The sequence below is a fragment of the Streptomyces sp. NBC_00154 genome, from assembly GCF_026342835.1.
GTDB lineage: Bacteria > Actinomycetota > Actinomycetes > Streptomycetales > Streptomycetaceae > Streptomyces.
In genome coordinates this window covers 66603-90787 of sequence record NZ_JAPEMI010000003.1, presented here as the reverse complement: position 1 = coordinate 90787, position 24185 = coordinate 66603, and the positions used below count along the sequence as shown (strand labels likewise).

The following is a 24185-nucleotide window of genomic DNA, read 5'->3' as shown; positions in this document are numbered from 1 at the left end:
GGCGTACCTTCCCGAATGATCCTGTGATGGTCACCGAGTAGGCCCGCGTTCGCAGCGCGGGTCGGGAAGGCACGCCCGTGCTCAGCGCAGTGAACGCCGACGGTTCCACCGAGTCCGGCTCCCTGATCGACGAGATCGTGCGCGACGGCGCCCGGCGGATGCTCGCCGCCGCGCTGGAGGCTGAAGTCAACCAGTGCATAGCCGAGTTGGCGGCTACGGCCGACGAGCGGGGGCGTCGCCTGGTGGTCCGCAACGGCTACCACCGGCCCCGCACCGTGGTCACCGCGGCCGGTCCGGTCGAGGTGAAGGCCACCGCGGGTGAACGACCGGCGGGTCGACGAGGCCACCGGCGAGCGCAAGCGGTTCTCCTCGAAGATCCTGCCGCCGTGGTGCCGCAAGTCGCCGAAGATCTCCGAGGTACTGCCCTTGCTCTACCTACACGGCCTGTCGTCCGGGGACTTCGTGCCCGCCCTGGAGCAGTTCCTCGGCTCGGCGGCCGGGCTGTCGCCGGCGACAGTGACCCGGCTGACGAAGCAGTGGCACGACGACCACGCCGCCTTCTGCGAGCGGGACCTGTCCGACCGCGACTTCGTCTACGTGTGGGCCGACGGCGTGCACCCCAAGGTCCGGCTCGGCCAGGCGCACTCGTGCGTGTTGGTCCTGCTCGGCGTCCGCCTGGACGGCACCAAGGAGCTGATCGCGCTGGACGAGGGGCTGCGCGAGTCCACCGAATCGTGGGCCGACCTGCTGCGCGACTGCCGCCGCCGGGGCATGCGCGACCCGGAGCTGGTGGTCGGTGACGGTGGGATGGGCCTGTGGAAGGCGCTGGCCGAGGTGTTCCCCGCCACCCGGCATCAGAGGTGCTGGGTCCACAAGGCCCGAAACGTCTCGAACGCCCTACCGAAGTCCGCGCAGCCAGGCGCGACGAAGGCGATGCAGGAGATCTACAACGCCGAGGACCGCGCCCACGCCGAGAAGGCCATCGAGGCGTTCGCGAAGACCTACGGCGCGAAGTTCCCCAAGGCCGTCGCGAAGATCACCGACGACGCCATGGAACTACTGGCGTTCTACGACTTTCCGGCCGAACACTGGATCCACCTGCGGACCACCAACCCCGTCGAGTCCATATTCTCCACCGTCAGGCTCCGGACTAAGGTCACCCGCGGTGCGGGAAGCCCGGCCGCGGCCCTGGCGATGGTGTTCAAGCTCGTCGAGTCCGCCCAGGCTCGCTGGCGGGCGATCACCGGAGCTCGCCTGGTGCCCCTCGTCCGCGCCGGAGCCCGCTTCGAGAACGGCCTCCTGGTCGAACGCCCAGAAGCCGTGTCGGCAGCCTGACCATAGGCTACCGATTCGACGGCGAAGGAGGGTTGAGACGTACGCGGCCGCCGATGTCGATCAAGCCGTCCGTTCGCGGCGTCGTGAAGATCTGGGAACCACGCCCCTGGGTGATCACCAAAGGGCGCTGAAGCGTATTGGTAAGCAGCAGTGCGGCGGCGCCGGTGGCTTCGTCCTCGTCGATCCCGTCGCCGCGCCCGGGGAATCCGCGGGCCCGGATGTGTCCGAGCTCTTCGTTCTCCCAGGCCCAGGCGTAGATCCACTCCCCGGGTGCCGGTACGGTCAGGGCGTCGACTTCAGTTGGCGTGGCGTGCTGGCGCAGTGTCCTCGGTGGCACCCATTCGGGTCGGGCGGTGATCCACGTGCGGTCGTGCTCGTTGCGGGCGCTCACGGTTCCGATCGCGAGGTTCAGGGCGGGGAGTCGGAGCAGCCAGGCTGCGCCGACGAGGGGATAGCCTGCGAACGGGAGCCGGGAGCCCGGGGTGTAAATCTCCAGGGTTCCGCGTTGCGGATCGTCGATGAAGATGGTTTCGCTGAACCCGGCTTGTTTGGCCAGTGCTTGGCGTGATGCTTGGTCGGCCATTGCGGAGCCGTCGCGGACGACTCCAAGAACGTTGCCATGGCGTCCATCCGGATCGGTGAACACACGCAACTGTTCGACTGTGGGTTTCATCCCGGGATTCAAGCATCTCCTTGCTGCCCGGGTGGTTCCCCCTTGGGGCGGGCCGGAAGGGCCGGAACGGTGTGGGTCGGCTGATAGCGTGATGATCATGGATCTCACCCAGGTGTTGGATGCGTTCGAGACAGAGGCCGAGGCCCTCGGCCGGGGTCTTGCCCGGCTGCCCGAAACTGCGTGGGATCGCCCGACACGGTGTGCACCGTGGTCTGCTCGTGAACTGTTGGGGCATGTCTGCATCGTCCTGGGCTGGGTGCCCGACATGATCGAAGGTCAGGCGCCCGGGGCCCCAGAGGTCTCCGCGACCGAGTACTACCGGCCAGACCACCGCTTCAGTTCCGCTACCAACGCGGCCCGCATCGAGTTGGGACAAGATCGCGCCGCTCGTCATGGATCAGGGGCCGAGCTCGTCGCCGACTTCACCCACACCTGGCAGGAGGTGGAGGAGCTGTGCCGGAAGGAGTCGGAGCGCCGGGTGGTGCGGACGCGGCACGGCGACGCGATGCTGCTCGCCGACTTTATGCTGACGCGCGTCGTCGAAGTCGCAGTGCACGGGATCGACTTGGCCGACGCACTCGGGAGTGAGCCATGGCTGACGCTGTCGGCCGCAGATCTGGTGCTGGAGCTTCTCGTCGGACCCGATGCGAGCGTGGTGACCCAGCTGGGCTGGAGTCGTGCTCGTTTTCTTCGCAAGGTCACCGGCCGTGAGCCGTTGGGGGCGGAGGAGTCCTTGCAGATTGCTCGGCTGGGTGTCACATGGCTCGCGTTGGGATGAGAGCGGTCTCATGGCTTTGAGACGGTCGAGCCCTCGACATAGCTCGCAGATTAGCCAGCCAAACCAGCGGCCCTCTGGCCTCCGCAACCGCAGCCCGCCAGCGTCCGACCTCCCCTCATCCACAGGTTTTGACAATTCCTCCAGCGAAGTACTGGGCGTACCGCGTCCCAGCAAAGTGCTCGCCCAACAGCCGAGAGAAGAGCAGGACCGACGATAGCGGACGGTGGTTCACCACGAGATGTTGCGTCTGTCCCTCTGCGTTCCTGTAGACGACAGCGATGTTTGCGATCGGCTCACCGCCCACCGTCGACGTGTAGTCCTCGACGAAGTCGTTCTCTCCGTACCCGCCGATGTAGATGAAGTCCTGGTACTCGTACAGAGTGCGCGCATAGGACAGCACCGTGCGAACGTCCTCCGCCCCCCGCACGACCCCGTTCAGTACCGAGCCCTCCATTGTCACATCGTCGGCAAGGTTGTCCAGCCAAGGGGGGTAATAGTCCGTGCGCTGCCGCGCCGGGTCGCCGCTGCCCAGATACATCAGTTTCGTCTTGTCAGCCATCTTCCAGCCTTCCTAGCAAGGGGCCGGCTCCTGCTGGGAGCGGCCCTGACGAGTCGAACGAAATAACGCGTTCGACGAGCCGAACCTGATCGGGGACGCTGGCTTGGTGCCCCTGTCCGGCTGACCGGGCGGTGCGGTCTGCCCGAGCTGGGCGGAACCGCGGGCGTCGGCGGCCTTGCCTCGCTGCAGCCGCACCGCCGCCAGCACCGGCCGGGCCGCGTCCTACCGGTCGTCTTCGTCCCGGTCATCCTCGAAGACGAAGAGCGGTTTGGCGCCATGTGCGGGTGCTTCGGCGAACGAGATGGCTTCAGTGAAGTGTTCGAGCGGGAACGGCTGGCCCTGGGGGATGCTCAGCACTTCATCAGTGACGAGACTGCGAACCTCGGACAGCGCGAGCTGCGCATCCGCAGGTGAGGCAGTGCCGAACCAGCGGTTCAGCCAGAAGCCACGGACTGCTTTGGTCTCGTAGATAACCGAACGTGCCTGCAGTGGGATCGTCAGCGCTGCCGGGTCAGTCTGCCGATGGGTAGAGAGCGCGCCGTAGACCACGACCTCTCCTCCCGGAGCCAATGCCTGGGATACCTGGGCACCCACGTGGCCCGCGACACAGTCGATGGCCTTGCGCACGCCAGTCGATCCTGCAATCTCGGCCACGCGCTGCAACAGGTCCTCGTCCTCAGTGCAAATGACCTCGTCACCACCAAGTGCCTTGATCTCCTCGACGGCATCGCGCCGCCGCACGACATTGATCGTGCGAATACCCAGATGCCTGGCCAGCTGAATGACGAGCCGGCCGACGGTGGAGCCCGCGGCCGTCTGCAACAACCATTCACCCGGCTGTACGTCGAGTTCGCGAGTCACCAGTAGCAGCGCGGTCAACGGGTTGACGGCGAGTTGACAGGCGCTGGAGTCGCTCAGGCGATCGGGGACCGGCAGGAGCCTTCGTGTATCGGCAACAAGGTATTCCTGCCAAGTGCCGGCCACATGCGGCCCGGGTACCGCCGGGACAGCAACGGCTACCACGCGCTCGCCGATCTTCAGTCCCTCGGTATCCGGACCCAGGGCTTCAATACGACCCACGCATTCCATGTGACCCCCGACAGTGGGAAACTCGGGGGAGAAACCGTAGCGGCCACGCAGCACGTGCAGATCGCTGGCGTGAATCGGAGTCGCCTTCACACGGATCAACGCCTGACCGGCTTCTGGCGTGGGAATAGGCCGGGATTCCAGCCGCAGGACGTCGGCCGGCTCGCCAACCTTTCCGGCTACGAGCGCGCGCATGGATTGTGGCATGAGTGACCTTTCGTCTCTCAGCGCCCGACGAACTCGGCGGGCGTTCTTGACAGGAACGATGCTGGTGCCGGCATCCTCGTCGGCGACCAGGCTCCGAACCTTTCTTTCTCGATGGAGCAGGCCCGTGCGCAGAGTGTCGTCGGCGTCGGGTCCCCTCTGGGATGTTGCAAATCACCTCGGGCGACATTAGGGCCACAGGTCCGAGGAACCGTTCTCCTCGAATCAGGAATATGCTCGCCAGTAAGCGTCCACGCTTACCTGATTGCGCGACCCGTTTCCTTTAGATCGCAGCAGAAATGAGTTGGACTCCGTTCAGTCGCGGTCGGCATCCGACGGGTCGGTACCCGCCGACGGGTCGGCACAGTATTTCGCGTACTCTGTCCCAGCGAAGTGCTCGCCCAGCTTCCGGGAGAAGTACTGGAGCATCGGCAGCGGACGGTGGTTCATCACAAGATGTTGTGTCTTCCCCTCTTCGTTCTTATAGACGACAGCGATGTTGGCGATCGGCCTACCGTCCACCGTCGCTGCGTAGTCCTCGACGAAGCCATTCTCTCCGTACTTACCGATGTAGACGAAGTCCTGGAATTCGTACAGAGTGCGTGCGTAGGACAGTATCGCGAAAACGTCCTTGGCTCCGTGGATGGTCCCGTTGAAGACCCCGGCCTCCAGCGTCACATCGTCGGCAAGGTTGTCCAGCCAAGGGGGGTAGTAGTCCTTGCGCTGCCGCGCCGGGTCGCCGCTGCCCAGATATGTCGGTGGCGTCTTGTAGGTCATCTTTCAGCCTCCTGTATCGGTTGAACTTCTAACAGAATCGCTGACGCAACAGGCGCGGTCCAACGAAATTCAGAGACTGCCGCCATCTCGCTGAGAGATGCCTTGAGGGCTCGCTGAGGGATACTCGGAGGGTGGAACTGCGCCAGCTCGAGTACTTCGTCGCCGTCGCCGAGGAAGCGAACTTCACCCGTGCTGCCGCACGGCTGCACGTCGTCCAGTCCGCGGTCTCCACCACAATCAAGAACCTCGAGCGAGAACTCCGCACGCCGCTGCTGGAACGCACCCCCAAACGCGTGCTGCTTACCGATGCCGGTGCTGCCCTGCTACCGCGCGCCCATGCCGCTCTCGATGCCGCCCGGGAGGCCGCAGACGCGGTGGGCGAGGTCCGCGGCGGACTGCGCGGCACACTGCGGCTGGGCGCGATAACCACGGTTGGGCTCATCGACCTTCCCGTGTTCCTCGGTGAATTCCACCGGCGTCATCCCGGCGTGTTCCTGCAGACCAGCGCCGCCCCCTCCGGCTCCCAGGGCCTGATCGAAGCCCTCCTCGAACGGCGGCTCGACCTCGCCTTCGTTTCGGGGCCCGGACAGCGCCCGACAGGCATCACGCTGACCGCCCTCGCCACCTCGGTGCTCGACCTCGTCGTGCCGGACGCCCATCCGCTCGCGAAACGCCGCACCGTGTCGATCACCGAACTGGCCGGTCTGGACTTCGTCGACTTCCCTGCGGGCTACAGCAACCGGACCGTTGCCGACCGGGCCTTCGCCGCTGCCTCCGTCCCCCATCGCGTCGCCATCGAGATCACCGACCTCACCACCGGCGTGGCCTACGTCCGAAACGGCCTGGGCGTGGCGCTGCTGCCACGGGTCGCCCTCGGCAAGGAACAGGACGACGTCGCCACGCTGACCGTCGACGACGCCGACCTGGAATGGCAGTTTTCCCTGGCCGCTCCGTCCGAGCGCACGCCCGGTGCCGCGGCCCGTGCCATGATCGCGATGGCGCACGAGTTCTGGCATGGGTGAGCATCGCCTCGGAGGGCGTTGTCACGTTGTCGGTTGGGTGGACGTCTGACGGTGTGTCGAGGCACGGTGTGGCCGGATGGCAGGTCACGAGGCAGCGAAGGCACCCGACGTCTGTCTCCGCGATAAGGAATCCCACCTGCACGGAGAGCAGCCGTGCACGCGGTCCGGTCGCGTCCTCCGAAAGAGGAACCGGGGAATTAGAGGGCTGCGGAGTGGAGGTGGCGCGTCAAAGACGTCAGCGCACCCGTGACCGAGCCAAGGGCGCCGATCTCTCCGTCGGTGAGGGAGTGCAGCGCGCGGGCGACATGCGCTTCCTCGATCCGCCGCACCTCGGCGAGTTCGCGCTGAGCCATCGCCGTGAGGTAGAGATGCGCGATCCGCTTGTCGGCGGCATCCTGCTTGCGCTCGATCAGTCCCCGCTTGGTCAGCTGGGAGACCATGGCGCTCACATTGTTGGGTTTCATCATGAGAGCCTCGGCGGCCTCGCGCACCGTCGCGCCCTCCTGCTGGGCGACGAACCGAAGAAGCGCGACCTGTCCCTCAGGCGGCTTGGGGGAGGGGAAATCCCGCACGACCCGCCGCTCCAGAGCCCGGTGCAGCGCAGGCAGGCACGCCGCGAGCACGGAGGCCACACGGTCGATGTCCTGGACAGATGCGCTGGGAGCAGACATGCAGCGAAAATACGTATGACGTCATAGGTATGTCAAATGCCCAGGGCTGAACCTGCCTGCATCGGAACTCCCCTGCGCTCGGGTGCGAGCGTTGCCATCAGGCGTCGGTCACCGGTCGCTACCGATGTGAATGTCAGGTCCGCTCCCGGCATGCGCCGTGCCCCCGAAGTGTCGTGGCAACGGCTTGCCGAGTGGATGCCCAAGGAGGCCATCGCCTACCGGTGGGGGAGCAGCGCCTGGACGGATTCCGTGGCTCTCAGCGGCTTCCACGGCCGTCGCGGGGACGGTGGAGCCAACAGTGGGCCGTCTCCCGACCTTCGGCTCCGGCACTGACTTGTAGATCGTGATCCGTCATACGCCAAGGAGCTTGGCGGCCGGCGACGCGGCGGTGAGCGATGTCTTCCTCCGCCTCTGTCACAGGCGGAGGACGACCAGGGCGGTGTCGTCGGTGGCACCGGCCGGTGGGGTCAGGTCGGCCAGGAGGGCGTCGGCGAGGGTTTCGGGGTCGGCGCTCCGGTGGCGTGTGAGCGTGTCGGCAAGCCGGGTCAGGCCGACATCGATGTCCTCGCTGCGGCGTTCGACCAGCCCGTCGGTGTACAGCACAAGGGTGGCGCCCTCGGTGAACGGGGTCTCGGCCTGGGGGCGGGGGATGTGTTCGGGGCGGGCGCCGAGTGGGGGGTCGGTGGCCTGGTCGAGGAAGTCCACGGTGCCGTCGGGGTGCAGCAGGGCTGGCGGAGGGTGGCCGGCACTGCTGTAGGCGATGGTGCGGTTGGTGCCGTCGATGACGGACAAGACGGCCGTTGTCGATTCCGCGCCGTCGACCGAGCGGGCGTACAGGCCGAGGGCTTCCAGGGCCTGGGCGGGGCCGTCGGCGACGCGGGAAGCGGCGCTGAGGGCGCTGCGCAGCTGGCCCATGACGCAGGCAGCGGCCAGGCCGCAGCCGACGACGTCGCCGACTGCCACCGCGATGCGGTCGCCAGGCAGCTCGACGAGGTCGTACCAGTCCCCGCACACGCTCAGCCCACCGACCGCTGGGCGGTAGCGCACTGCTGCGCGGTGATGCCTCACAGGCCCGGGGGCGGGCAGCATCGCCTCTTGCAGCCTCAGAGCGATTTCGTGTTCGCAGGCGTGAGCCTCGCGCAGCCGTTCGTTGACCCCCTGCAGCTCCCCGGCCCGGGTGTACAGCTCGGCTTCCAGTACCGTCGGCCGGTCACCGGTGCCTCGGCCAGTGAGGGTCCGGATCAGCTCGGTGATGTCCTCCTCCCGGTGCAGCAGCAGCGCCACCCGCCCGTCCGGGCCGAAGACGGGGACGTTGACCGGACTCCAGTACCGCTCCTCCCACACCCCGGGCCGGTCCGGGTACTCCACGTCGTAGCGGTGCAGCGTCATGGCGTCGCGCTCCCCGGTGGCAGCCACCCACCGCAGCGATGCCTGCAGCTTGCGCATGCCGGTCACGGCGGGATCCTTGGGGTCGTCGGGGAAGGCATCAAACAGGTGGCGGCCTACCACCTGGTCACGGGTACGCCCCATGCTGCTCAGGAACGCCTCATTGACGTCGACGTACACCAGGTCCGTGGTGAACAGGGCCACCGCGCCCGGCAGCGCCCGGAATACCGCCTCGTAGTCGATCCCCGATGCGTTCACGATGCCCCCTGCCCGCGACGCCATGTCGATCAGGTGCTCTTTCACGATAAGCACCAGCGGCGCTCCGGGCAGGTCAGCACTCCAGGGCACCGCAGCCGCTGGGCGTGGGCGCGGACGAAGACAACCCGTCGGCGGTGAAGTCCCGTGTTCGCATAACCTCGATTCTTCAGCGGTCGTGAGCGCGTGACTGGGTTGGCGGTTCGCCCGGACGAAACCCGAACGTCTTCTTGAAGGTGACCGCTGCCCGCGGAAGCGGTCCTGTTGCGCCGGTGCGCGGATCTCACAGGTCTGACCGGGGCGCTGGGCAACGTACTGCCGTCCAGCACGGCGGCCGGCCGGCGGGAACGCGCGGGGGTGCTGGTCCAACTGACAGTCGCGATCGTGCTTCTTGCCCAATCAGCCATCACCGACAGCCGACGGTCCCACCCCGTACGCTCAATCACCGGAAAGGTGCCTTGCTCTCTGCTACGGATACGATCTAGACACTCGCATCCTTTCAGGTCAACGCAATGCCGGTGAGTTAGCGCGTCGGTGCAGGTCAGGCACTTGATAGTGCGGGGTTTGGTTGGGAATATCCCCTGGTGACGTTGCGTGATCCGTCACTTCTGGTGACGTGTCGGCGGAGGCCGGGACACGGCAACGGAGTTCCCGGTAGGACAGAAGATCGACCAAGATCCGACTGTCCGCGAGGGAACTCCGTTGGGTACTCAGTGTGCCATCGTCCGCATGTCGTCTGCCATCACCGAGGGCAGCCAGGCCCCGTTGAACAGGCTGGTGACCCCCACGGACCGGCGCTTTGGCGAGCACGTCCGTCTCGGCGTGTTGACCGAGGAGATCAGCCCTGAACTGGTTGACGAGGTCGTGGAGTTGACCGGCTGCGGCGAGCGTCGCCGCCGGCTGTTGCCCGCCCGGGCGGTGGTCTACTTCATCCTGGCGTTGTGCCTGTTCAGCAGCTCCGACAGTGCCGGGCCGCCGGGATACCGGTCGGTCCTGCGCACGTTGACGGAGAAGCTGCGGCATCTGCCAGGCCTGTGTGTGCAGCGCTTGCCCACCAGCTCGGCCCTGACACGGGCCCGGCAGCGGCTGGGCGACAAGCCGCTGCAGGCGCTGTTCGAGCGGCGGTGCGGCACGCTGGCCACGACCGTCACTCCGGGCGCGTTCGCCTTCGGGCTGCGGCTGGTCGCCTGGGACGGCACCGCGCTGGATGTCCCCGACACCCCGGCAAACGCTGCTGAGTTCGGTTTCACCGGCAAGGGTGGTGTCAACCAGAGCGGACACCCACAGGTCCGCCTGATGGCCCTGACCGAATGCGGCACCCACGCCCTGGTCGACGCGGCCTTCGACGCCGTGGCCAGGTTCAGCGAGCACAAGCTCGCCCGCCGGCTGCTGGCCTCCCTGCGAGGGGACATGCTGCTGCTGGCCGACCGCAACTTCGCCGGATACCAGCTGTGGGGCCTGGCCCGCGCCACCGGCGCCCACCTGGCCTGGCGGATCAAGAAGAACCTGGTCTTCGTGCCGCTGCGGGTGCTGTCCGACGGGTCCTACCTGTCCATCATGCGCACGCCCGCGGAGAACATCCGCCACGGTCAGGCCCGCGCGGCCGGACGCACCCTGACCGAGCCGCCCCGGGGACACCTGGTACGGATCATCGAGTACACCGTGACCATCCACCCACAGGCCGGCCCACCCCGCACCGAGACGTTCCGGCTGGTCACCAGCCTGCTGGACCACCGCCTCGCCCCGGCCCACCAGCTGGCGAGGGCATATCACCAGCGGTGGGAGATCGAAAACGGATTCGCGGAACTGAAGAACCGCCTGCGCGGCGCCGGATTCATCCTGCGCTCCAAGGCGCCCGAGCTGATCTACCAGGAGATCTACGCCCTTCTCACCGTCTACCAGGCACTATGCGCACTGCAGACGCGCGCGGCAGAACACGGCGGGACCGATCCTGACCGGATCTCCTTCACCGTCACGGTGCAGCTCGCCCGGCTGGCCGTCGCCGCCCAGGCCGCAGCCGACGTCACCACACTGGCCGCCGCCCGCCGCGAAGCCACCACAGAGCTCTTGGCCGCCCTCCTGCCGCCCCGGCGCAACCGGCAGTGCCAGCGCATCAAGAAGCCGTCCAAGAACACCTTCGAGGTCAGAAAACGGGACCAGACCCGCACTCCCAGTAACGTCCGCTACACACTCAAAGTCACCAAGCACCCCACCTGACCTGCACCGACGCGCTAACTCACCGGCATTGCAGGTCAACGGCACCTTTCTGTTATTGGAGCGTCAGGTCACCCAATTCCGCTGAATACCCAGGGTTGATCTTGTCTGACTCACATGCCCCTCACACCGGCATTCACCAGGGCCGTCACACTCCGCCTGCGGCTCGGGGCCGTAGGCGGCGATGCATCAGCCCCGCCGCGCACACCACCACGGGTACGGCGACGGCGGGCACGGTCCACCACGGGATGCCGATCCACGTCGCCGGCAGGCCCACCCCGAAACAGACTGCGGTGATGGTGATGAGCAGCCGCTTGCCGTACGGATTCCAGGTGAAGGGCTCGTAGTCACGGGGCCGGGCAAGACGCACCGCACCGAACACGAGGGTCTGAGCCGCGACGAGCGCGGCGAGCACGCCGATGGCAGCGTTCATCTGGAGCTCGTCACGGGGCGCCTCCGAGGTGTTCTGGCGTACGCCGCTCTTGCTGAGCACCACGATGTCGCGCCGCCAGGCGGTGGCCGTGACCTGGTCGCCGGGCGCGAGCCGCTCCAGGAGCGGCCCCGGGTCGCCGAAGGACACGGTTCCCCGCCAGGAGTGCCGATCCTTCAGGGTTGCCTTGTAGGAGGAGCTCTTGCCCGAGGTCTTGTTCACCGTCATCACCACGGTGAGGTGCCAGGTACTCATGCAGTCCGTCTGCCCCTGTTCCATCGCGCGGGAGGAGCACGCCTCGGCCGCGCGGTAGTCCTGGTAGCGCTCGCTGTCGGAGGGCAACCACCAGGAGAACACCAAGTAGCAGGCTGCCGCCGATATCAGGGACAGCAGGATCAGCAGCACGCCCATGAACCTCGCCCGACCCGGCGACCGCCGGTCGGCACCGTCCTTGCTCGGCCCTATGCCCGTGCTGTGAGCCCTCGCCCGCGCTGTTGTCATCGCCTACCCCCTCCGCCCCTAGCCTCCATCAGCCGGAGACAGGAATACACCCAGATCGCACGGCAGTCTGTGAGAGGGGCCGGCTTCCGGATCCCGGCAAACCAGCACGATGGGGGGCGCACGATGAGGTCTGTCCCTGGTTGCCGGCGGCCGCGACGAACAGCCCGCGACCCCCGCGAAGCTCGGACCCCCACTCCGCCCGCTCAGCGAGCGTGCTCGTGCTTGCAGGGCCGGAAAAGTCGGGTCACCCCGCAACGATGCCGGGCAGCGAGAGCGCGCCGATGAGGGTTGTGCCGGCGAGGAGCCAGACCACATAGTCGCCGATGTGCCCCGAGTGCATGCGCCGAAGCGGCGTCGTCCAGCGGTGAGCTTCCTGACGGGCGGGGCCATGTACGGCCGCTGCGGCCAAGCCCACGGCGAGTGCAGCAGAGACGAACCCGAGGAACGTCCCGGCCGGAGTCCAGTGAGGTACGTGATGGGCTCCGAATGGGACACCCACTGACGTGGCAAGCCATGGAGCCAGACCGGCCGCGACAGCTCCGATGAGCAGCGCGGTGGGGACCGCGGTCATCGTCGTGGGCACCCGGCCGATACGGCCCCTGGTTTCCGGCTCCTCGTCCTCACCCTTCGTCTCGTGTGGCGCTTCGGCCTCGGGTCGCTTCCCGGCGCCGAGGAACACCCGTGCGGATACCCGGAGCCCCGCTCCCGCGGTGACCGCGGATACGACCACGAACACCACGGCGAGGAGTCCGCCCGCAGCTTCTTCCGTCACCGCTTTGCCGAGGCCCGTGGCAAAAGGGGGCAGCCCGGACAGAGCCAGCGCACCGGTCGCGAACAGGACGCCGACCCATCGCAACTCTTTTGCGCGACCGTACAGTTCGTGTTCGTCGACACTCCCGTACCGGTCGAGGAGGATGCCCACGCAAGCGAACAGGGCGGCCTTCGCCCCCGCGTGGCCCACGATGTAGACCGCGAGCCCAGCAGTTGCCTCGGGGCGCAGGAGGCCGATTCCGATGAGGAAGAGCCCGGTGTGGGCGACCGTCGAATAGGCGAGGAGCCGCTTCACGTGCCGTTGCTGCCAGCACATCACCGCGCCGATCAGCGCGGTCAGCACGCCGAGCGTCACGAGGGCGCGTTCAGCGTCCGGTGCGGGGATGCCGCCGGACCCGGCGAAGATCGTGTAGTACACCCGCCACACGCCGTACACGCCGAGTTCGACCATGACTCCGGACAGCAGCATGCAGACCGGAGTCGGCGCGACGGCGTGTGCGTCGGGCAGCCAGAAGTGAAACGGGACGGCAGCCGCCTTGGTCAGGAGCCCCGTCAGCACCAGGACGAAGGCGCACAGGGTCAGTGCGTCGGGCCCACCCTGTGCGTCGAGCCGCTGTCCGATCTGCCGCATTCCGAGCTCACCGGTGCGGGCGTACAGCAGGATGATGCCGGTCAACGTGGTGTACGCACCGAGGGAGTTGATCACCCCGAACGTGAGCGCGCCCTGCACGGCCTTCGCTTCTTCCACGCGGTATCCGGTCAGGGCGTACGCCACGACGCTCATGAGCTCGAAGAAGACGAAGGCGTTGAAGAGGTCACCCGTGAGCGCGAAGCCGCACATGCCCGCCTGGAAGAGCAGCACGAGAGCCGGAAAGGAGCCCGCGTGCCGGTGCGGTGGCTCGTCGAAGTAGTGCCAGGAGTAGATGAGTACCGCGACGACCAGGACAGAGACCAGTGCCGCCAGGCCCACCCCGGGCACGTCGCCGACCAGGACGATGCCCACACCTTCGCCGCCGCTCGGTCGCCAGCCGCCGACCCATTCGACAGCATTCGGCGAGGCGTTGACGAGGAGCGTCATGGCCAGGCCGGCGGTGGCCATGGCCACGGTGCAACCGATCGAGTCGGCGGCGATGCGTGGCAGACGCCGTCCGGCGGCCACCAGCACGGCGGCTCCCATCAGCGGCAGCGCGACAACCAGGGGCAGCAGATGGCTCATCCGCGCAGCTCGGTCAATTCGTCGGGGTTCACCGTGCCGTGTCGTTTGGCGACCTGTATCACCAGGGCCAGCAGCAGAGCGGTCACGGTGGCGCCGACCACCACGTCGGTCAGGGCCAGTGCCTGCACGACGGGGTCGACGAGCGGTCTCGATCCAGGCTTCAGGTCGGAGAAGACGGGCGCGGTACCGCCGTCGCGATAGCCCACGGCGAGCAGCAGCACGTAGGTGGAGGACTGGCAGACCGCCAGGCAGCCCACCGCATGAACGAGGTGGCGGCTGGTGGCGAGGCCGTAACACCCGGCCAGGAAGATCCAGCCGGCGACCAGATAAGGCAATACGGACATCATGGCCTGCTCGTCCCCCAACTCATTTCTCGTCTTCCTCCTCGATCTCCACGGCCTGGTCGAGGAAGCGGGCGAGCAGCACCACCACGGCGCACGCCACTTCCATGCCGACGGCCATGTTCAACAAGGGCACGGATCCGCCCGAGGCGAGCGTGTTGAACGTTCCGTACGGCATCAGAGTGTTGGCCAGAAACGAGGAACCCGCGATGAGACCCGCCAGGCCCAGCACGAGATATGTCGCTTCGCCCACCGCGTCGCCGACCTCGTACACGCTGACCGGGCGGATCCACTCCAGCGCGCGGTAGTCGGCCCCGACGTAGAGCAGATGGAGAGCGGTCGCCACGACGACCCCACCTTGGAACCCGCCGCCCGGACTGAGCTGGCCATGTGCGACGACATAGAAGGCGACGACAAGGGCGACGGGCAACAGGATCAGCGCGTACCGTCTCACGGGGAGCGCAACATTGACCGGCGCGGGAGGCACCTGACGCTCCTCGCGGGTCTGTCGCAGCAGCACAACGGTTCCGAGCACGGCTGCGAAGAGGATGGTCTCCTCGCCGAGGGTGTCGAAAGCCCGCTGGTCGAAGTTGACGGCCGAGATCACATTGGCGGTGTGGTGCGCAAGCGCCGCCCGGACGGCACGGTCGCCATAGGGGTGGCTGTCACCGCCGAAGCCCGGCAATTGCAGGCAGGCAGCCCCGAACATGGCGGCGAAGCCCAGGCAGCCCACGGCCAGGATCCACATCCGTAGTCTGCGGCGGTCCGTGACCCGGCCCGTCAGGCCCTGGTTCTCTCGGTGCTCGGCCTGGCGCTCGCGGTGCTGTTCACCGTCCTCCAGGCGCCGGACGTCGCCTTGTCACAGCTGGCGGTGGGCTCGGCGCTCGGGGCGTCAGTCCGCGGAGTCCCTCTCCGGCGTCCCGTCGTCCACGGTGTCCGGATGTGAGACGCGGCTGGCGGACTGGTCGTCGGTGTGGTCCGCCCCTTGCGGGTCGATAGTGGCCGCCCAGCGTCCCGCCCAGCGGGCGAGGGGGTTCAGGGCGTGGCGCGCCTCCTGTCCCAGCGGGGTGAGCTCGTAGCGGCTGTCCGGTAGTTGGTGAATCACCTGGGCATCCAGCAGTTCGGTCAGGCGCTGCCGCATCACGCTGGAGGACATGTCGTCGCACCGCTTCTGCAAGGGGCGGAATCCAAGCGGGCCCGCGCGAAGCTCCCACAGGATGCGTAGACTCCACCGCCGCCCGAACAGATCGAGTGCGGCCATGAGGGGGCGGCCGGTGGTCGAGCCGCGAACAGGATTGCCAGGCCTGGGTGTTGCCATGTCGGGATGTCCAGCTCTCCAGGGTTGATGCTTCGAATACCGACACGCTAGCATCAGTGACCGCTTCGGAAATCGAAACGGAGGAGGCTGTTGTGGCACCTGCCCCGACGACCTGGGTGAGAGGCGTTCCTGAAAGCCCGTGTCGACGGAGGCGAGACCGGCCGGGAGGACCGGTACATGCGCATGGTGCCCCGAGTTCGACGTCGGCGCCGAGTCGCACGGACGGCTCACTCGGAACTTGTTCGTGGCGGGGGGACGGGTGACCGGCACGCGGGAGATCGAGTACAGGATCCACCAGGTCCTGTGAACCGGCCCAGCGGAACTTCAGTGCTGCCTCGTCGGCGGTTGCCGCCACCAAGCCAACATCCACTCAGAGCTGGAGACCAGATGACCACGACCGAGTTTCCCTCGGCGGCAGCACGGGCCGCCGCCGCTGCCGCCCTGGCCGAGGACGCGTCGGGGAAGGACATCACCACCGTGTGGAGCGTTCCCGAGGAACTGGTGGCCACGGCCGAGATCCGCACCCGGCAAAGCGGCATCGCCGCCGGCCTCCCCGTGGTCGCCGAGGTCTTCGCGCAGGTCGACCCCGAGGTCAAGGTCGAGCCGGCCGTCGCCGACGGCGCCCGACTGGCCGACGGCCAGGTCCTGGTGCACCTATCCGGTTCGGCGCGCAGCCTGATCACCGGGGAGCGTACGGCGCTGAACTTCCTGCAGCGCATGTGCGGCATCGCGACGCTGACCGACCGCTACGTCCAAGCTGTGGCAGGGACCAGGGCGCGCATCCTGGACACGCGCAAGACGGCGCCGGGCCTGCGCGCCCTGGACAAGTACGCGGTCACCGCCGGCGGCGGCCACAACCACCGCCTCGATCTCGCGGCGATGGTCCTGCTCAAGGAGAACCACATCGCCGCGGCGGGCGGGGTGACCGCCGCGATCGAGGCGGTCAGGCGCGGGATGGCGCGCACCGGGCAGACCGTGGAAAGCGATGTCGAGGTGCAGACCGTCACACAGGCCGCCGAGGCCCTCGACGCCGGAGCCCGCTGGATCATGCTCGACAACATGCCGGTGGCCGACATCGAGCAGGTCGTGAAGTTCCGGGCCGGGCGGGCCGACGCTTCCCGGATCCTGCTGGAGGCCTCGGGCACCATCCGCCTGGACACAGTTCTCGCCATCGCCGGGACGGGCGTCGACCTCATCTCGGTCGGGGCGTTGACGCACAGCGCGCCCGCACTGGACCTGACCATGCTGCTGACCACCGGCCCGGTGCCATGTCCGAGGTAGCGGTCGTCGTCGCGTGTCAGCGAGACGGCGCGGGTGGCAGCCCGACCGCCGTTCTGGATGATGCGCCGTTCACCGACGAGGAGCGATGCCGCATTCCCACGGCGTTGGGAACATCGCACGCCGTCTTCCTCCGCGCGACCGGAATCGAGCGTCGTCAGCCCGCGTACACACTGCGGTTCTTCACCGCCCAGGGCGAACTGCCCGCCTGCGGACACGGCACCGTCGCCGCCCTCGCCGTGCTCGCCGAACGGGACGGCGGCGACCACGACTACCGCGCCGCCCTGCGTACGGCCCACCGCAGCTTCGACGGTCGGGCAAGCCGAAACGGTGACGGCCTGACGGCGTCGTTCGACCCGGGCCCGGTCAGCCTGCGTAGCACCGGTGGACCCGAACTGAGGGCAGTCGTAGGCGGCCTCGGACTGACAGAGGACGCGGTAGCCGGCGACGCCTGCGTGGCGTCGAACGGGCGGCCGAGGCTTCTGCTGCCCATCCGATCCCGCGCCGCACTGGCCGAACTCACGCCGGACTTAACCCTGTTGCGCGCAGCCTGTGACCGCTACGGTCTGCTGGGCTGCTACGCCTACTCGCCCCCGGACCGACACGGCCGAGCAGCAGCCCGGATGTTCGCCCCGTCGATCGGCGTCCCCGAGGACATCGCCAACGCCAACAGCACGGCCTGCCTGGCAGCGCATGCTGCCGGGTTCGGCACACACCGCCTCGCTGTCGACATGGGTGATCACCTCGGCAGCCCGTCCACCATCACAGCGACCGCCCACCGCGACCGCACGGGACACCGGATCCGAGTCGGCGGCCAGGCAGCGATCGTGCGCACGGTCATGCGATGAGGCCTGCGCGCTCAAGGCGAGGGTGCCGGTCCGCAGCAGGTCCAACTGCTCCTGTGAGAGCCCGGCCAGTTCTGGCGGCATCTGTGGCAGGGGCTCAGGGTTGATGGCCGATCACGTCGTACTGGTGCGACTCGTACCTACTTGTCGGCTCCTCTTCGTTCTAGTCCGGGCCGCGGCCCTTCCGGCGAGGCCAGTCATCGACTCGACCGGCTCTGGCTCGTCCTCGCCCGCCGACGCTCACCCGAGACCAATCCGATCGCAGCCCCGGCCGGTTGATCGAAGCCGTCCGACTTCGACGCCGTCTCCGTCGGCTCGCTGACCCACAGCGCGCCGGCCATGGATCTGAGCATGCTTCTGATCATCAATTCCGAACACAGGAGGTACCGTGGCCAAGGGCTACTGGGTCAGCGTCTACCGCACCATCGCAGACCCTGAGAGGCTTGCTGCCTACGACAAGCTGGCCGGTCCAGCCGTCAAGGCCGCGGGCGGGCGGCTGCTCTCCCGCGGCAGCCGGGTCGTCGCACACGACGCCGGAATCGCCGAGCGCACCGTCCTGATCGAGTTCGACAGCTTCGAACAGGCGGTCGCCGCACGCGCGAGTGCGGCCTACCAGGAGGCACTGGCCGTACTTGCTGACGGCGTCGAGCGCGACTTCCGCATCATCGAAGGCCTCGACTGACGACCGATGCCGCGTCAGGGAGGAACACGATGCCGGCTGCGGGGATCACCCCGGCTCGTCAGCGCGCCGCACCGTCGCGAAAAGCGTCAGGCCGGTGGCATCGGCGGTGATGTCCAGTCCGGCGACGGTTCCTTCCCGGCGGCGCGGCGGCTCGGACGTCGGCCTCGATGTCGGCGGGGGTGCGTTCGACGAGGTTCCAGCGGCCGATGTGGGTCATCAGGGCGGCGTACGGGTTCGGGGTCGCGATGTTGGAGAAGTAGAACGTGTCTCCGGGGCGGCACAGGCGGGACAGGGTGGTGCGGATCAGGCTCGGGTGAAGCGTTCTTCGAGGTAGTCGAAGAGGCCTCCGGCCAGGACCAGATCGAAGGGGCCGTGGTCGGAGGCCAGATGGGCGGCGGTGCGCAGGACGAGTCGACCAGTCCACGAACGGCATTCCCGTGGACTGCAGCCCCACCACGCTACATCGCCGCCCGGCATGGCGACGCGCCGTCCCACGCCCACCCGGACCTCGAGCCGGTGCTCGCCGACACCTACGGCGTGACCATCTGGCACGAGCAGATCATCGAGACGCTGTCGGTGATGACCGGGTGCGACCGGGCCCTCGCGGAGATCGCCCGGCGGGCACTCGGCGACAAGAGCCGGCTGCCGAAGATCAAAGATTGGTTCCACCGTCAGGCGCATGCCCGCGGCTACAGCGCGGTCGTCCGAGACGAGGTCTGGAAGACCGTCGAGGCCTTCGGCGCCTACGGCTTCTGCCGGGCCCACGCGGTCGCCTTCGCCGTACCGGCCCTGCAGAGCGCCTGGCTCAAGGCGCACTATCCCGCGTTCCTGCTGGCGGGCCTTCTCGAACACGACCCCGGTATGTGGCCCAAGCGGGTCCTCGTCTCCGATGCCCGCCGGCGTGGCGTGCCGGTTCTGCCCGTCGACATCAACCGCTCCAAGGTGAAGCACACCGTGGAACAGACCGACGGACAATAGTGGGCCGTACGTCTCGCCCTCTCCGCGGTCCACGGCATCAGCGAGGACGAGTGTGCGCGGATCGAAGAAGCCCAGCCGTACGGATCGCTGTCGGACTTCTGGCAGCGGGCCCGTCCCAGCAAGCCCATCGCCGAACGCCTCGCGGAGATCGGCGCCTTGAACTCTCTCCACGACGGACGTCTCACGCGCCGCGACCTGCTGCTGCAGATCGCCGAACTCCACCGAGCCTCTCGGACCCGGTCCGCGGGCAAGGGACAGCTGCCCATCGACGCGGGTGCCGTCGGCGGGGCGGAGCCGAGCGGTCTGCCGGAGATGACCGGTCGCGAAGCCCTGAGCGCCGAACTGAGCACCCTCGGCATCGACGTCTCCAAGCACCTGATGGAGCACCACCACCGGCTGCTGCGGGAGATCGGCGCGACCGACGCGGCCCATCTGGCCGGAATGCGCGCCGGTCAGCAGGTCCTCGTCGCCGGTGTGCGGGCCTCGACCCAGACCCCGCCGATCGCCAGCGGTAAGCGCATCATCTTCGTCACCCTGGAAGACGGCTCCGGCCTGGTCGACCTGGCCTTCTTCGAGGACTCCCACCCGGCCTGCGCGCAAACCGTCTTCCACAGCGGGCTGCTGCTGGTGCGCGGCACGGTCCAGGTGCGCGGCACCCGTCGTACCGTCGTCGGCACGATGGCCTGGGACCTGGACGAGATCGCCGCGGCCCGTCGTGACAGCGGTCCCGAGGCCGCGCTCGCCCTCCTTGGCGAGAGCCGTCCGCATCCGACTCCCGCGCAGCCGCAGCGCACCCTGGTCAACGGCACCACCGGTGCCCGGCTTCATCCGTACGCCGACCGAAGCCGACAGGTTCCCGAATTCCTGGAGGGGATCGAGCGTGAACCTGCTGGTCCTCTCGGGGCATAGGCGGGTGTGTGCGATGGGTTCAGTGACTTCGCGGGGCATCCTCGAGCATCTGGTGTCGGCGTACGCCCTTGCGTGCACCGCAGGGCACGGACGTGCGTGCATACCTTTGGCTTTTACTGTGCTGCGGAGCAGTTGCTCAGCGACACAGCTGGTCAATCGTGTTCTCGAAGTCAGGGAACTCTTGGGCGGCCAGTTTGATCACGTCGGCAGGTGGGCGTCGGCCTTGGGGGGCGAAGCGTTCGGCGATGGCGGCACGCTCCGGGCTGGGGCGCGGACGCCAGTCAGGCTCGTATGTGTCTGTGAAATCGGGGATCGCTTCGAAGGGGCCGTAGCCGCCGGCAAGCAGCCACAGGAAGTCGGCCAAGTCTCGTGCGACGACGGCGGTCTCGCCCTCGGAGCCGAGGAAGACGATGGGCTGATCAGCAAGACCCTCATCATGACGGACAAGCCAGAACGCTGCGTAACCTCCGGCGCCGTTCTGCCCGAACACCCGGAAGTCGTCACCGGTCAGTTCCGTGTTTCCGGTCCATGCGTGAATCCAGTCCGCGGTCTCGTCAACAGACAGGAAGCGGGGGAAGGGCTCGAAATCAACCCCGTCACCGGCGTCGTAGCTGAAGGGGACAGCGAGCGCGGCAGCGAGCGCATCTGGAAAGTCGCGGTCATCGGCGGTCATCACTGGCGCAGGGTATCGGCCGGTCAGACTGTGACGTCACTCGGATCGGCACGTTCGCCTGTACCAACTGGGGACGCACATTTCTCAGGGTTGAATCGGATCGGCCTGTTTGTCGGGGTGCGCCGCCATGACGTACTTCGTGGCCGTCGACGTCGCCAGCCCGAACATGCGTATCAGATGGACAGGGTCGGCAGTGTGTCGGGCTTCGTCGTAGATGCGGTCCTGACGCCCCGTTGTACGTGGTCGCGTACAACTGATGGTCGCCGACCTGGACCTTGCGTCGTTACGCTCTCGGTGATCGACGCCGGTACCTACAAGGTCGTCGCAACCGTGCCGGCCGGCGTATCGCCCGAAGGCCTCGCCGTCGCCAAGGACGGCACACACGTATACATCGCCAACAGCGGCTCGGCCCGGGTCTCGGTCCTCGACACCAAGAACAACAAGATCGTCAAAACCGTGAAGGTCGGGAAGAGCCCCACCGGTGTCGGGCTAAGCCCCGATGGCAGGTCCCTCTATGTCACCAACGGCAGTTCGAACAACGTCTCGGTGATCGACACCCGAACCAACCGGGTAACCGCGACCATCCCGGTCGGCAAGTCTCCGGTGAACGTGGCGTTCAGTCCTGACGGCGGTACGGCCTACGTGGCGAATTCCGGTTCCGGCAACCTGTCGGTCATCAACACCAGCACGCGCCGCGTCACCAGGAACCTTTCCGCAGGGCACTCCCCGGTGGGCGTCGCCATCACCCCGGACGGCAAGTCGGCCTACGTCGCCGACGAAGTGGGAAAGCAGGTCCTTGCCGTCGCAACCCGTACCGGCAAGGCGACGGCCGTACAGGTCGGCGAGGGCCCCTTTGACGTGGCCATCGGGCCCGACGGCCACGTCGTCTACTCCGCCGATCTCGGCCCGGGCAACGTATCCGTGATCGACATCGGCAACCACCGCGTCTCGGCAACCATTTCCCTGGGCCCTCCCGGCACCGACCCGTTCAACCTGGAGGTCACCAACGACGCGATCTACGTCACGAACCAGGGAGCAGGCACCCTCAAAGTCATCGACCCGACATCCCACAAGGTCGTCGCGACTGTCACCCTCGGCGACAGCCCCTACGGCGTGGCGGTGAGCTGAGCCCGCGACGCACCACCGGACCGGGCCGCACAGAACAAACCCGCCCCCGGACGATGTCCGTGCGGACACCGTCCGGGGGCGGGACGTTTCTGCTGTCCGAGTGCGTCAACTACTGATCAGCAGCAGTAGCGGTCTGCTGCGGGTCGGCCGCCTCGACTCCCTCAAGTTCGGTCACCGCTGGTCATCTCGCATCCTCCTTGATCAGGAGTTGAGCCGTTCGCATTACGGCCCCGAGCGCGCCGCACAGCGAGCAGCCGCTTGGATCATCTGCGGGACAGCCCTTGGTCAACGGGGTGAACGCCGGTTGTAGCTGCTAGTCCAATGCCGATTCGGGGAACGTCGATCGAAAGGTCATTCTCGCTTGCTCGGCATGCCGAAGGAGTCAGGCCGCATGGCAGAACGAGGCGTGATCGCTTCGGGCTGGACCGCCCGGTTGGCGGGAGCTCTGTTGTGCCTGGGCGTGGCTGTTGTGCATGTCGTCGACCAAGGGGGTGTTCCAGGATCGAAAACGCCTCGGTACATCGCTGTCCTCTACTACGCCCTGGAGATCGTGGCTGTGGTGACGGCCGTACTGCTCGTGGTGGGCATTGTCCGGCTGGGCTGGTTCTTGGCTCTGGGAGTGGGCGCCGGGCCTATCGTCGGCTACGTCCTCTCGCGCGGGCCGGGGTTGCCCGACTACAGAAGCGACATCGGTTATTGGGCAGAACTCCTGGGGCTGTTCAGCTTGGTCATCGAAGGTCTCCTGGTTGTCCTGTCCGCGACATGCTTCCTGCGTCGGCCTCGAACCGATGCTCTGCATCCCGGGCCGTGAGGAACCGCGAGGTCAAGGTGGCGGGCGACGGCTGGAAGTTGCCCGCGTTCGGGAGCCGGTCGGCCAGGTCCGGATGCCATCGGCCCGAATCGCCGATGTTCGACTTGCTGCTCGTGAAGGGCGCTGCGTTCCTCTGCCAGGAAGGACGCGGGTTGCCGGCGGAACATGGGCATGGGGGAAACCAGACAAGGGGTGTCTTTCATGTCTCACGCTTCCACCGTCGCTGTTCTTGGAGCGGGCGCACTCGGCGCCGCGATGGCGATGCGGCTCGGAGATACTGGCCACGAGGTACGGCTGTGGAACCGGACGGAGGACAGGGCCCGTGCGGTGGCGGAGCACGCTGCCGGGGTCACGGCAGTGAGGGCGGTGGGAGATGCGGTCTCCGGCGCGTCCGTCGTCGTCACTGTGCTCCGTGACGGCGATGCGGTCACACAGGTCATGTCGGATGCCATCGGTCGGCTCGACGAGGATGCCGTCTGGGTGCAGGCGAGCACGGTCGGGCCACGGTACGCCGGCATGTTGGCCGGTCTGGCTCGTGATCACGGGGTTGCGTACCTCGACGCCCCGGTCTCGGGAAGCACCGCTCCCGCTCGTCAGGGCAAGCTTGTCTGGCTGGTTGCCGGTGCCGAGGACGTGCTTACGCGGGCGCGTCCTCTGCTCGACGATCTCGGCTCGTCCGTGCTCCATGTAGGGACGGGGGTCGAGGGCAGCGCCGTCAAGCTCGTGGTCAACGCCTGGATGGCTGCCTCGACAGTCGCCATGAGCGACGTCCTTGCGCTCTGCGACGCTCTCGGCGTCGACCATGCGACGTTCGTCCGGGTGCTTGAGGCGGGCCCGCTCGCCATGCCGTACGAGTTGCAGAAAGTAGGCGTCATGGACGACGCCTCATATGCGCCGGGATTTGCGGTGCAACTCGCCCTGAAGGACATCGAACTGGCCGCGGCAGCCGCCACCCCCAGCCCTCTGCTCCAAGCCGTCCGAGACCGCCTGGAAGCGAACGTCGCGGCCGGCCATGACAACGACGACCTTGCCGCCGTCGACTACCTGAGGAGGCCGCCGTCGTAGCCCGTATCCGGGGCGTCGGTCCGGTCCCGGCCCGCCTAGGGTCACCAGAGCAGTAGCAAGGCGGCAGTTAGTGCGACGGTCAGTACGACGCCTGCAGCCAGTGGTCCTCCGGGTCCGGCCCGCGGCGCGCAGCCGTTCCTGTCGGATGTCGGCTGCGGCGTTCCGGTAGCGCACTGCGGCGTAGGCCAACCCGGCCGCTCCGACAGCCATCAACAGAGCTCCTGCGGCCAGTGACCGGGGATGGCCGTATTCAATGAGCATCGTCCAACCTGAATTGGC

22 protein-coding genes and 3 pseudogenes are annotated in these 24185 nt (G+C 67.5%); 12 read left to right on the top strand and 13 right to left on the bottom strand.

Annotated features, from left to right (window positions below):
- Nucleotides 1-77 precede the first annotated feature (77 nt).
- A pseudogene (locus tag OHA03_RS45135) lies at nt 78-1335 on the top strand (IS256 family transposase).
- Between the two features lie 7 nt (nt 1336-1342).
- Here the strand turns inward: OHA03_RS45135 and OHA03_RS45130 are convergent.
- Complete coding sequence (locus tag OHA03_RS45130) at nt 1343-2008, bottom strand: PhzF family phenazine biosynthesis protein (RefSeq protein WP_267009771.1); 666 nt, start codon at nt 2006-2008, stop codon at nt 1343-1345.
- A 97-nt stretch (nt 2009-2105) separates the two neighbouring features.
- On the opposite strand from OHA03_RS45130, the gene OHA03_RS45125 reads away from it, so the two are divergent.
- Entirely contained in the window at nt 2106-2786 is a 681-nt protein-coding gene (locus OHA03_RS45125; protein ID WP_267009770.1) for a maleylpyruvate isomerase N-terminal domain-containing protein, read from the top strand.
- A gap of 115 nt (nt 2787-2901) precedes the next feature.
- Here the strand turns inward: OHA03_RS45125 and OHA03_RS45120 are convergent, their stop codons facing one another.
- The 3 genes from OHA03_RS45120 to OHA03_RS45110 form a co-directional block, all read right to left on the bottom strand.
- A complete protein-coding gene (locus tag OHA03_RS45120; RefSeq protein ID WP_267009769.1) occupies nt 2902-3345 on the bottom strand; it encodes a hypothetical protein in 444 nt (147 codons plus the stop codon).
- Nucleotides 3346-3567: 222 nt separating this feature from the next.
- On the bottom strand, nt 3568-4626 hold the full coding sequence (locus OHA03_RS45115) for a zinc-dependent alcohol dehydrogenase family protein (protein WP_267009768.1): 1059 nt from the start codon (nt 4624-4626) through the stop codon (nt 3568-3570).
- Between the two features lie 324 nt (nt 4627-4950).
- Nucleotides 4951-5412, bottom strand: coding sequence for a hypothetical protein (locus OHA03_RS45110; protein ID WP_267009767.1), 462 nt, complete (start codon nt 5410-5412; stop codon nt 4951-4953).
- A 131-nt stretch (nt 5413-5543) separates the two neighbouring features.
- Between OHA03_RS45110 and OHA03_RS45105 the strand changes: the two genes are divergently transcribed.
- Entirely contained in the window at nt 5544-6434 is an 891-nt protein-coding gene (locus tag OHA03_RS45105; protein ID WP_267009766.1) for a LysR family transcriptional regulator, read from the top strand.
- 197 nt (nt 6435-6631) lie between these two features.
- Here the strand turns inward: OHA03_RS45105 and OHA03_RS45100 are convergent, their stop codons facing one another.
- The gene (locus OHA03_RS45100; protein ID WP_267009765.1) at nt 6632-7105 is read right to left on the bottom strand and encodes a MarR family winged helix-turn-helix transcriptional regulator; all 474 of its coding nucleotides are present in this window, start codon (nt 7103-7105) and stop codon (nt 6632-6634) included.
- 414 nt (nt 7106-7519) lie between these two features.
- Complete coding sequence (locus OHA03_RS45095; protein ID WP_267009950.1) at nt 7520-8773, bottom strand: PP2C family protein-serine/threonine phosphatase; 1254 nt, start codon at nt 8771-8773, stop codon at nt 7520-7522.
- A gap of 702 nt (nt 8774-9475) precedes the next feature.
- Here OHA03_RS45095 and OHA03_RS45090 point away from each other — a divergent pair.
- The gene (locus OHA03_RS45090) at nt 9476-10963 is read left to right on the top strand and encodes an IS4 family transposase (RefSeq protein ID WP_267000869.1); all 1488 of its coding nucleotides are present in this window, start codon (nt 9476-9478) and stop codon (nt 10961-10963) included.
- Nucleotides 10964-11108: 145 nt separating this feature from the next.
- Here the strand turns inward: OHA03_RS45090 and OHA03_RS45085 are convergent, their stop codons facing one another.
- From OHA03_RS45085 to OHA03_RS45070, 4 genes are all read right to left on the bottom strand, one after another.
- Complete coding sequence (locus tag OHA03_RS45085; protein ID WP_267009764.1) at nt 11109-11801, bottom strand: hypothetical protein; 693 nt, start codon at nt 11799-11801, stop codon at nt 11109-11111.
- Between the two features lie 334 nt (nt 11802-12135).
- The gene (locus tag OHA03_RS45080; RefSeq protein WP_267009763.1) at nt 12136-13878 is read right to left on the bottom strand and encodes a complex I subunit 5 family protein; all 1743 of its coding nucleotides are present in this window, start codon (nt 13876-13878) and stop codon (nt 12136-12138) included.
- Nucleotides 13875-14225, bottom strand: coding sequence for a sodium:proton antiporter (locus OHA03_RS45075; RefSeq protein ID WP_030932398.1), 351 nt, complete (start codon nt 14223-14225; stop codon nt 13875-13877). The genes OHA03_RS45080 and OHA03_RS45075 overlap by 4 nt, the downstream gene beginning before the upstream one ends.
- A 19-nt stretch (nt 14226-14244) precedes the next feature.
- Nucleotides 14245-14967 (bottom strand): MnhB domain-containing protein, encoded by a 723-nt coding sequence (locus tag OHA03_RS45070; RefSeq protein ID WP_267009762.1) that lies wholly within the window; start codon nt 14965-14967, stop codon nt 14245-14247.
- A 12-nt stretch (nt 14968-14979) separates the two neighbouring features.
- Here OHA03_RS45070 and OHA03_RS45065 point away from each other — a divergent pair.
- Nucleotides 14980-15105, top strand: a pseudogene (locus tag OHA03_RS45065) (hydrogenase subunit MbhD domain-containing protein); the annotation flags it as partial.
- Between the two features lie 6 nt (nt 15106-15111).
- Here the strand turns inward: OHA03_RS45065 and OHA03_RS45060 are convergent.
- Nucleotides 15112-15537 (bottom strand): helix-turn-helix domain-containing protein, encoded by a 426-nt coding sequence (locus tag OHA03_RS45060; protein ID WP_078853007.1) that lies wholly within the window; start codon nt 15535-15537, stop codon nt 15112-15114.
- Between the two features lie 387 nt (nt 15538-15924).
- Between OHA03_RS45060 and nadC the strand changes: the two genes are divergently transcribed.
- The 3 genes from nadC to OHA03_RS45045 all read left to right on the top strand — a co-directional run bounded on the left by nadC (nt 15925) and on the right by OHA03_RS45045 (nt 18342).
- Nucleotides 15925-16818, top strand: coding sequence for a carboxylating nicotinate-nucleotide diphosphorylase (nadC, locus tag OHA03_RS45055; RefSeq protein WP_168499924.1), 894 nt, complete (start codon nt 15925-15927; stop codon nt 16816-16818).
- Nucleotides 16806-17663 (top strand): PhzF family phenazine biosynthesis protein, encoded by an 858-nt coding sequence (locus OHA03_RS45050; protein ID WP_267009761.1) that lies wholly within the window; start codon nt 16806-16808, stop codon nt 17661-17663. The genes nadC and OHA03_RS45050 overlap by 13 nt, the downstream gene beginning before the upstream one ends.
- Before the next feature lie 385 nt (nt 17664-18048).
- On the top strand, nt 18049-18342 hold the full coding sequence (locus OHA03_RS45045; RefSeq protein WP_030978521.1) for a DUF1330 domain-containing protein: 294 nt from the start codon (nt 18049-18051) through the stop codon (nt 18340-18342).
- Nucleotides 18343-18645: 303 nt separating this feature from the next.
- Here the strand turns inward: OHA03_RS45045 and OHA03_RS45040 are convergent, their stop codons facing one another.
- Nucleotides 18646-18894, bottom strand: coding sequence for a hypothetical protein (locus tag OHA03_RS45040; RefSeq protein WP_267009966.1), 249 nt, complete (start codon nt 18892-18894; stop codon nt 18646-18648).
- Between OHA03_RS45040 and OHA03_RS45035 the strand changes: the two are divergent.
- Nucleotides 18799-20160, top strand: a pseudogene (locus OHA03_RS45035) (OB-fold nucleic acid binding domain-containing protein); the annotation flags it as partial. The gene OHA03_RS45040 and the pseudogene OHA03_RS45035 overlap by 96 nt on opposite strands.
- A 205-nt stretch (nt 20161-20365) precedes the next feature.
- Here the strand turns inward: OHA03_RS45035 and OHA03_RS45030 are convergent.
- Nucleotides 20366-20905 (bottom strand): SMI1/KNR4 family protein, encoded by a 540-nt coding sequence (locus OHA03_RS45030; protein ID WP_267009760.1) that lies wholly within the window; start codon nt 20903-20905, stop codon nt 20366-20368.
- 291 nt (nt 20906-21196) lie between these two features.
- Between OHA03_RS45030 and OHA03_RS45025 the strand changes: the two genes are divergently transcribed.
- The 3 genes from OHA03_RS45025 to OHA03_RS45015 all read left to right on the top strand — a co-directional run bounded on the left by OHA03_RS45025 (nt 21197) and on the right by OHA03_RS45015 (nt 23906).
- On the top strand, nt 21197-22030 hold the full coding sequence (locus OHA03_RS45025) for a beta-propeller fold lactonase family protein (RefSeq protein WP_267009759.1): 834 nt from the start codon (nt 21197-21199) through the stop codon (nt 22028-22030).
- Between the two features lie 391 nt (nt 22031-22421).
- Entirely contained in the window at nt 22422-22841 is a 420-nt protein-coding gene (locus OHA03_RS45020; protein ID WP_267009758.1) for a hypothetical protein, read from the top strand.
- A 201-nt stretch (nt 22842-23042) separates the two neighbouring features.
- Complete coding sequence (locus tag OHA03_RS45015) at nt 23043-23906, top strand: NAD(P)-dependent oxidoreductase (RefSeq protein ID WP_267009757.1); 864 nt, start codon at nt 23043-23045, stop codon at nt 23904-23906.
- Nucleotides 23907-24185: the final 279 nt, after the last annotated feature.

Bases quoted from the DNA above. Each gene is read 5' to 3' on its own strand.
- OHA03_RS45130 (WP_267009771.1), bottom strand. From the start codon at position 2,008: ATGAAACCCACAGTCGAACAGTTGCGTGTGTTCACCGATCCGGATGGA.
- OHA03_RS45125 (WP_267009770.1), top strand. From the start codon at position 2,106: ATGGATCTCACCCAGGTGTTGGATGCGTTCGAGACAGAGGCCGAGGCC.
- OHA03_RS45120 (WP_267009769.1), bottom strand. From the start codon at position 3,345: ATGGCTGACAAGACGAAACTGATGTATCTGGGCAGCGGCGACCCGGCG.
- OHA03_RS45115 (WP_267009768.1), bottom strand. From the start codon at position 4,626: ATGCGCGCGCTCGTAGCCGGAAAGGTTGGCGAGCCGGCCGACGTCCTG.
- OHA03_RS45110 (WP_267009767.1), bottom strand. From the start codon at position 5,412: ATGACCTACAAGACGCCACCGACATATCTGGGCAGCGGCGACCCGGCG.
- OHA03_RS45100 (WP_267009765.1), bottom strand. From the start codon at position 7,105: ATGTCTGCTCCCAGCGCATCTGTCCAGGACATCGACCGTGTGGCCTCC.
- OHA03_RS45095 (WP_267009950.1), bottom strand. From the start codon at position 8,773: ATGGCGTCGCGGGCAGGGGGCATCGTGAACGCATCGGGGATCGACTAC.
- OHA03_RS45090 (WP_267000869.1), top strand. From the start codon at position 9,476: ATGTCGTCTGCCATCACCGAGGGCAGCCAGGCCCCGTTGAACAGGCTG.
- OHA03_RS45085 (WP_267009764.1), bottom strand. From the start codon at position 11,801: ATGGGCGTGCTGCTGATCCTGCTGTCCCTGATATCGGCGGCAGCCTGC.
- OHA03_RS45080 (WP_267009763.1), bottom strand. From the start codon at position 13,878: ATGAGCCATCTGCTGCCCCTGGTTGTCGCGCTGCCGCTGATGGGAGCC.
- OHA03_RS45075 (WP_030932398.1), bottom strand. From the start codon at position 14,225: ATGATGTCCGTATTGCCTTATCTGGTCGCCGGCTGGATCTTCCTGGCC.
- OHA03_RS45070 (WP_267009762.1), bottom strand. From the start codon at position 14,967: ATGTGGATCCTGGCCGTGGGCTGCCTGGGCTTCGCCGCCATGTTCGGG.
- OHA03_RS45060 (WP_078853007.1), bottom strand. From the start codon at position 15,537: ATGGCAACACCCAGGCCTGGCAATCCTGTTCGCGGCTCGACCACCGGC.
- nadC (WP_168499924.1), top strand. From the start codon at position 15,925: ATGACCACGACCGAGTTTCCCTCGGCGGCAGCACGGGCCGCCGCCGCT.
- OHA03_RS45050 (WP_267009761.1), top strand. From the start codon at position 16,806: ATGTCCGAGGTAGCGGTCGTCGTCGCGTGTCAGCGAGACGGCGCGGGT.
- OHA03_RS45020 (WP_267009758.1), top strand. From the start codon at position 22,422: ATGGCAGAACGAGGCGTGATCGCTTCGGGCTGGACCGCCCGGTTGGCG.
- OHA03_RS45015 (WP_267009757.1), top strand. From the start codon at position 23,043: ATGTCTCACGCTTCCACCGTCGCTGTTCTTGGAGCGGGCGCACTCGGC.